Annotated in this window: 6 protein-coding genes; 1 reads left to right on the forward strand and 5 read right to left on the reverse strand. The window is 34.1% G+C overall.

Features of this window, described 5'->3' with window-relative positions; translation table 11 throughout:
* Positions 1 to 190 precede the first annotated feature (190 nt).
* Positions 191 to 694 (reverse strand): thioredoxin family protein, encoded by a 504-nt coding sequence (locus tag LDM92_RS09600; protein ID WP_052726935.1) that lies wholly within the window; start codon positions 692 to 694, stop codon positions 191 to 193.
* 130 nt (positions 695 to 824) lie between these two features.
* Here LDM92_RS09600 and LDM92_RS09605 point away from each other — a divergent pair, with 130 nt between their 5' ends.
* Positions 825 to 1,352 (forward strand): hypothetical protein, encoded by a 528-nt coding sequence (locus tag LDM92_RS09605; RefSeq protein ID WP_122028983.1) that lies wholly within the window; start codon positions 825 to 827, stop codon positions 1,350 to 1,352.
* Positions 1,353 to 2,671: 1,319 nt separating this feature from the next.
* Here the strand turns inward: LDM92_RS09605 and LDM92_RS09610 are convergent.
* The 4 genes from LDM92_RS09610 to LDM92_RS09625 form a co-directional block, all read right to left on the reverse strand.
* Positions 2,672 to 2,815, reverse strand: coding sequence for a hypothetical protein (locus LDM92_RS09610; RefSeq protein WP_158593833.1), 144 nt, complete (start codon positions 2,813 to 2,815; stop codon positions 2,672 to 2,674).
* A 629-nt stretch (positions 2,816 to 3,444) separates the two neighbouring features.
* Complete coding sequence (locus tag LDM92_RS09615; RefSeq protein ID WP_038521156.1) at positions 3,445 to 3,762, reverse strand: phage holin, LLH family; 318 nt, start codon at positions 3,760 to 3,762, stop codon at positions 3,445 to 3,447.
* A complete protein-coding gene (locus LDM92_RS09620; RefSeq protein WP_038521153.1) occupies positions 3,755 to 4,018 on the reverse strand; it encodes a hypothetical protein in 264 nt (87 codons plus the stop codon). Before LDM92_RS09620 ends, LDM92_RS09615 begins: the two co-directional genes overlap by 8 nt.
* Before the next feature lie 110 nt (positions 4,019 to 4,128).
* The gene (locus tag LDM92_RS09625) at positions 4,129 to 5,178 is read right to left on the reverse strand and encodes a helveticin J family class III bacteriocin (protein ID WP_046333027.1); all 1,050 of its coding nucleotides are present in this window, start codon (positions 5,176 to 5,178) and stop codon (positions 4,129 to 4,131) included.
* Positions 5,179 to 5,502 lie beyond the last annotated feature (324 nt).

Consider the following 5,502-nt stretch of genomic DNA (forward strand, 5'->3'; position numbering starts at 1 on the left):
CGAAACTTAGTGCTACAAGGCTTCAAACTGCAGCAAAAAAATGTTTGTGAATTTGAAGCCGTATAGCAAAAGGGAAGGCTGTTAAATCAACCTTCCCTTTTTTCGTTACCTGATAATTTCACAATTAGACCAATTAAAATCATTTTAGATAAATATGCTTTTTCAAACTAATCATTAAAAACTGCACGTATCAATAATTTTTTGTCAAAAATTGATTCAAAGTACTTTTACCTCGATCAAACACTTTAAAATGTCTTTTGTTTTTAATTTTTATTAAAGTTGGAACACTTCCAACTTTATACTTTTTTCGTTCTTTTTTTAAATACTTATCTTTATCTGTGTTTTCAGTATTTATGTAATAAATTTTTATTTTCCTTTTTTTACTAAGCTTTGCTAATCCAGGGACGAAAGCTCTGCAGTATGGACAAGAGGCTTTTCCCCAAAATACATAAATGACTCTTTTGTTTTTTTTATCAAGTAATTTATTTATTTTTTTAGGAGAAATTTTAATAAAAGTTTTGGTAGCCTTTTGATACTCTGTATTTTGATATCGCAACACTAATTCACTGTTATCTCTATATCCAACATGTTCAGTATCATCAATTTCAGCAGCTTTTGTATCTTGAAAATTACAATTAAGCACAGATAGACCTAACTGTATCAAAATAACCACATTGATAAATGCCTTTTTCATAATTATTGCCCCTTTATATATTTCTATATTAATTTTTTATTGATTTTATTGCAAACCAGAGCTATTATTATAATCAGCAAAAAATAAAAGCTTGAAACTTTTATTTTAATTATAGAAAGAAGAAATAAATATGAAGCATTTAATAACCCTACTGTCATCAACTGCTGTGTGCGTTTCGATGCTCGCAGTACCAGCTACAACAGTATCTGCAACAACAATTACTCCTGCTCAATCAACAGCAACGAGCAATCAGCTAACCAAAGCAGAAACTGAAACTCTTAATGCTGCTATCAAAGGATCTCTGATTACTTATCCGGATTCATCCGGCGTTGCCCAAGTCAAAATTGTAGATAAAGATTATCTAGCACAATCTTTAAAGCGAACTAATCTTAAAGTAACTGTAGAAGATGTACAATCTGCATTAGATAAAGTTAATGAATATGCTAAAAATCACCCAGATGAATTTACTTATGAAAATCCACTTTTAAGAAAAGTTAGGCATCATAAGGCTTGTTCGTGGACAATGGCCGGCGCTGGTACTGCTACCAGTCTTGGATGGGCAATTGGATCTGTGGCTGCAGGAGCTACGGGTATAGGAGCAGCATTAGTTGGTGTTGGTCTAGGAGCTATTTGGACAGGAGCAGGTCTTGCCTGCTAATATGGTATAAGCAATGAAAAAGTTAACTAATAAATATTATTTAACGATAATGTTTTTCTTGATAACATCAATCACTACTCTCAGTCCGATTTTCATTCGTTCAAGGTCTGGTGGAGTTTGGAGGCTATGGTTTATTATACTTTCCACATTTACAATGTTCGCTAACGAATATTTGGCTAATAATGCCAAAGTTAACATTAGTAAAAGAAAGTTAAAAGTTATAGCTGGAATTGCATCGTTAATTATTATAATGATAATTTTTATTCTCCTTGGATTTTGGAGTAATTGGAATTACCTTTAAAGTTATTTAAAAGTCCAAAATAGCACTAGTAATTAATCCTAGTGCTATTTTTATACAATAATTTAAGCTTTATTTTAATTTGCCTAATTTGGCCCCTATTAGCCCCTGTGAGCCGTTTTGTCGTCCTCGGGTATACTTACACCTGATTTTCCACCAAATGGACGACTTCTTGACGATAAGCTGTGTGATTTACCTGCCAAAATCATTTCCCTTTTTGCTCAAAAATGACTGTCCCAATTTTTTAAAAGTAGACAAAATCATTCCTCAACTATTTCGCCTACTTTTATTTTTTACCCCCCCGCTCTCCATTACATCTAAAGCGAGCCTGGCATTCAATAAAACCAAAATACGGTTTTAGAAGTAATTTTTACCTTCGTGAGAATGTTGCTCTACCAGGGTTTTTAACAATCCCATTTTGGGACTATCAGATCCCTTTCACAAACCCAGATGAGGCTTTTGGCTCTACACCAGCGTTTGCAACAGTCCCACGGTGGGATATTTCGCAAAAAAAGTGCTAGCAGGCAGCTGCTGTTAGAAAACGCTTGGCACCGCCAAGCTATCACCTTACGTTAAGTAAGTGATAGCAGTTCTCCTTATGCTCTTTCCTAAAAATTTGTGAAATTCCAAGATATAGGTAACAAAACAACTTTATCTAATCCGATAAATGACAACGAACGACCAATATAAATCAACATCAAGAACCAGGTTAATCTCCTACAAGCAAAACTAAAACACTACTCGACACCCTAACCTGCAAATAAACCATGAAAGACTGCTGAACCAAAATCTACTACGCCAGCTGCTCCACCTAAACCTAAAACAAGATCAAATAATTAACCTAAACTGCCAATTACTGTTCCCTGCAGTGGGCACACTGGCCCCATAAGGTACCTAACATAACCGCAAAGCGGTTAGTTAGGTAATTTCCCCTTGCGATAAGGAGAAGAAACTATCTAACTAACCGCTTTGTCGATTGTTGGTTACTAATCTGGTCACAAAGAACCAGCATACATTTAAGCTAAAAAACGCCCTGCACAGTAGCCGAGCCGTTGTTTTTTGTCGCTCCAAAATATGATCTGAAGGTCTGGGCAACGCCATATGCTAACCCCAGCCAATAGTACCTCGTACTATGTTCTGTCCTTGCTACTGCCGTATGTTCCACTGCTGCCTGCTCGCCTTACGCATGAGTAATTCTGACCAGACAGTAGTCGTCTGTACCGCCCTGACCTGGTTCGCTTAACTGCTGGTCGTCACCGCCACTTGCCCCACTGCATTCGTTACGTGCTTTCGGAAATAGATTTATTACTTGAAATGGCTCTATTAAACCTGTCCCTTTTTTCAACTTTGTCCTGTTGGTTCGCTTGATAACGGAAAAGACCTCCGGGCTAATCTTTTAACTCGAAGGTCTTTTTAACTTCATCTCTTGAATTTTTAAGTATTTTTGTTATACTTAATTTAATTGATGAAGCTAATCTGTTACCCTGCAAAAGTTTGAGATTAGCTTTTTTCATGCCTTGATTGTCCTTATTGGCAATCAAGGCATTTTATTTGCTTGTTAAAGTAATCATACCATAGAAATATCAAATTCTACTAATTTTTTTAAAATTAATAGTCTTTTAGACTGAGAGTAGTATTCTATCAAGCTTAAAAGCTTTCTAGATTAACAACAAATTGCTGCCAGCGTGTTTTAATGGCTAATTATCATTAATCTAATAAATTATATAATTCAACTACCTGCTCATTAAGTTCTTGTATGATTTACGCAATTTGCTAAATCTGCTTTGTAGGCATTCAACTACGTCTTGTTTTAGTTTGATTATAAGCATTTTGTACCAATCCAGCAGCCACATTCTTGGTTAATGGTACTTTTAACTTTTTTGCTTGGATCATTAATGTATCAGTAGCTGTCTGTTTTTTATCTGCACCAGATTTCTCACTTTTAATAGCTTCCTCGTTAACTAAAACTTGAGCAAGCTTATACCATACATCTAACTTATCTGCTAAAGATTTATTACGTTCTTTAATATATGGATAAATACCAACAAGAATAAACGCAATTATTACAGCTAGCGTGCTTAACAATTGTAAAATAGACGTTAATTTATCCATCAATATCACTTCTCTCCTTGACAGTAGTAAATTGTGCTGCCTTTAATTTACGAATTTTTTCTTTTAAATGATCAATTTCATTTTCATCATTAAGAAACTTTGTACGATAGTATTTTACTTCGTTATATAATCGTCGCCGTTCTTTATCATTTGCAGTATTTCTTGTTTTTACATGCCACTGATAAAAATTGATTAGCATTGAAACGAGTCCACAAAAGGCAGTTGAGGTTAGCAAAATTATCAGTTTTTTATACATTATGCATATTCCTCCTTGCTATTTTGGTTTGTATAAAAGAAAGAGTCTCAACAGTAAGTGAGCTGTTTGAGACTTTTAAATATTTTATGATCTATTTATAAAACTTATTACTACTCTGGGTCATTCCAAGTAATTTCATAAATTCTACTGTGCAAAGTCTTTAATGTAGTTGCGTCATGATATGAGACCGTTAAATATGCATCATTTTTATTAATTACTTGAATACTTTCAAACTCAGTAACAAATTTACTCCGATCTAAGACTGAACCATTATTGTGATCATTATTATTAGCATTCAAATTAATTCTATGCCAGTTCTCTGTGCTATTCCAATCCACTAATCCATTCGGCAGTTTTTGATAACCATAAGGTATTTTATAAATATAACGATCTTGAGCTACCCCTTGACCTACATCATCTGTTTTAGGTGCAGCTTCACTTGAAATATAGATATTTTTTTTATCGTCTATATCAAAGCCCTGAATTGATCCAACAGCAGATGTAAAATTCTCAATTTTAAATGCATAAGAACAACGAAATTGATCAAGCGGATAATTTGTAGGACCACCATTGAGAGCTTTATTAATTTCATTCACTGAGTAGAAACCAAAATGAGCCGTTCCACTTGTATCAATAGTAACAATCAACATATCTAGATAATTTGGAGAAACCGCAGCTTCGGATCTAAGCAAATTAACTCCTGGATAAACTACATTATCATCATAGCCTGCTCCTGCTCTATTAAGAGCTGACAACCTAGGCATCTGTGTATTTTTCGTATATTTTTTATTTTGAAATTTTACCCTTGCTATTTGAGTAGCCCAGTAATATTTAGAGCTTGAAAGTTTTTTAGGTTTTGTACCAATAAACCACTCACCATTGCCGTTAGGTCCAGCATATTCCCAAGTTTGTGTATGAGAACCTGCTGTACCACTCTTTTTAGCACCCTTTAAAAATAACCGAAAATGCTTTTCGCCTTTTGTAAATTGTGCATTAAATCCATCTTTTCTTGCTCTATAAACTACAGTATCTGTACCTTTGGCCAATTGCTGCAACGCATATATATATTTAGTTGCTACATTACCTTTTTGAACAACTACCTGATGGAGACCATTCAATTCATATTTCAAACTTGGCGTTACACTAGATACTTTTCTCATATCGAAACTCCTTTACTAATTGAAAAAATAATTATCTATCCAAATCTTTAATCTCGAGATCATAATTAAAATAGCACGTAAGGAGGAATTAAGCCGACTAATGTCGGCTTAATTCTTTGTTGGAGGAATTGTGCAAGTTTTAAGCAAAAAAAAAACAATGAGGATTCATTGCTTTTTATATTTAACTTTATTCTTTTATATTTTTTCTATGTTGGCTGGCGTGACATCAGCTGCTGTATTTATTGGCTTTAAATGATTGCCAAAAGTATATTTAGCAGTCGAAGCTTTCACAAAATTACAGTTTGACATCGATGAAGGTGAATC

It is taken from the genome of Lactobacillus laiwuensis (genome assembly GCF_019972835.1).
Taxonomy (GTDB): Bacteria; Bacillota; Bacilli; order Lactobacillales; family Lactobacillaceae; genus Lactobacillus; species Lactobacillus laiwuensis.